The organism is Mesorhizobium sp. M7D.F.Ca.US.004.03.1.1 (assembly GCF_003998635.1).
GTDB classification, from domain to species: domain Bacteria; phylum Pseudomonadota; class Alphaproteobacteria; order Rhizobiales; family Rhizobiaceae; genus Mesorhizobium; species Mesorhizobium loti.
Genome location: NZ_RZQG01001043.1, coordinates 1 through 1,933 on the forward strand (window position 1 = coordinate 1; position 1,933 = coordinate 1,933).

A 1,933-nucleotide genomic window follows, 5' to 3' on the forward strand; every position below is an offset into this window, starting at 1 on the left:
GATGAAGGCGCTGGGCATCGGCGTGTCGACCAGCGTCGGCATCGGCGGCGATCCGATCAACGGCTCGTCTTTCAAGGATATCCTGCAACTCTTCGAGCGTGACGAAGACACCGACGCTGTGGTGATGATCGGCGAGATCGGCGGACCGCAGGAAGCGGAAGCCGCGATCTGGGCGCGCGACAACATGCGCAAGCCGCTGATTGCCTATATCGCCGGGCTTTCCGCGCCAAAAGGCAGGCGCATGGGCCATGCCGGCGCCATCATCTCCGCCTTCGGCGAATCGGCGCAGGAAAAAGTCGAAATCCTCAAGGAGGCCGGTGTCGTCATCGTGCCGACGCCGGCCTCATTCGGCGAGGTCGTGGCCGATACGCTGGCGCGGACCAAGAAGGCGGCGTGACGGCCGACCGGGCGAAGCCCACATTGCGCAGTTTGAAGTCTGTTCGGGGTGGTGGAAACATCGCACCCCGTCGATCGGCAGGGAAATTCGATGAAACCGCGATTGATTGTCACCCGCAGATGGCCGGCCGCCGTTGAAGCGCTCCTCGCCGAGCGCTTCGACACCACGCTCAACACAGACGACACGCCGCTGAGCGCTGCCGCGATGACTTCCGCCTTCGCAGATTTTGACGCCATCCTGGCGACCGTCAGCGACCGCTTGCCTGGTGTGGTCTTTCCCGAAAGCGCAGCCCGCACCAGGATCATCGCCAATTTCGGCGTCGGCTTCAGCCATATCGATGTCGCGGCGGCCCGCGACCGCGACATCGTGGTGACCAACACCCCGGGCGTACTGACCGATTGCACCGCCGATCTAGCCCTCAGCCTGATCTTGGCCGTCGCGCGCCGGACCGGTGAGGGCGAGCGGCAGCTGCGGGCCGGAGAGTGGCGTGGCTGGTCGCCGACGCACATGGCCGGCGCGAAGGTGTCGGGCAAGACCCTGGGTATTGTCGGCATGGGGCGCATCGGCAAGGCAACGGCCAGGCGCGCGCATTTCGGCTTCGGAATGAAGATCGTCTTCTTCAATCGGTCACCGATCGACGATGACGAGACGCGCGCCATGGGCGCGGTGCAGATGCCAACCTTGGAAGATGCGCTCGCGGCATCCGATTTCGTGTCGCTGCACTGTCCGGGCGGCGCGGAAAACCGCCATCTCATCGATGCTCGCAGCCTGCGGTCGATGAAACGCGGCGCATTCCTGATCAACACGGCACGCGGCGACGTCATTGACCAGGATGCGCTGATCGGCGCGCTGCAAAGGCGCGAGATCGCCGGAGCGGGTCTCGACGTCTTTGCCGAAGAGCCGGCCGTTCCGGAGGCGCTGAAGCAGTTGGAGAACGTCGTGCTGTTGCCGCATCTCGGGAGTGCGACCGAGGAGACGCGGGTGGCGATGGGCATGAAGGTGGTGGAGAACCTGACCGCCTTCTTCGAAGGTCGCCCGGTCCCCGATCGGGTCGCCTGACAGCAGGCGCCGCCCTCGAATCAGGGCGCAAGTACAGCGGTATCCATGCGGACGAGTCAGGAAAGCGGTTTGGAACAAAGCAGACGCATCAACTTTCGTGAGGATGAACGCAGCCTTTTGTTGCGCTTGCTGCTTCAGGTCGCGAGCGCGCGTGAGCCCGAGATCGCCGCCGTTCTGACCGGACGTAGGTCGCTGGTCTCCCTCGCCGCGGAGCAGCGCATCCCCGCGCTTCAGGCGACCGGCGTATGGTTCCAATTGCTGGCGATAGCAGACGAATTGCTTGCCATGCGGGTGCGCCGCGAACTCGAACAAGGCGCCGGTGTCGACGAAGTGCCCGGGTCCTTCGCTGGCGTGATCGCGCAGATGGCAGCGAACGGCCACTCGGCGGAGGAAGTCCAGGCAACGCTCGATGAGCTTTGCGTCGGCCCGACCATGACTGCGCACCCGACGGAGGCCAAACGCGTCACGGTGCTGGAG

2 protein-coding genes and 1 pseudogene are annotated in these 1,933 nt (G+C 64.8%); all 3 read left to right on the top strand.

Annotated features, from left to right (window positions below; genetic code table 11):
- A pseudogene (locus EN935_RS33595) lies at nucleotides 1-397 on the top strand (succinate--CoA ligase subunit alpha); the annotation flags it as partial.
- A 90-nt stretch (nucleotides 398-487) separates the two neighbouring features.
- Nucleotides 488-1,456 (top strand): D-glycerate dehydrogenase, encoded by a 969-nt coding sequence (locus EN935_RS33600; protein WP_127374103.1) that lies wholly within the window; start codon nucleotides 488-490, stop codon nucleotides 1,454-1,456.
- 69 nt (nucleotides 1,457-1,525) lie between these two features.
- Nucleotides 1,526-1,933, top strand: a 408-nt coding sequence (locus EN935_RS33605) for a phosphoenolpyruvate carboxylase (protein WP_245489121.1), incomplete at its 3' end; no start/stop codon positions are given.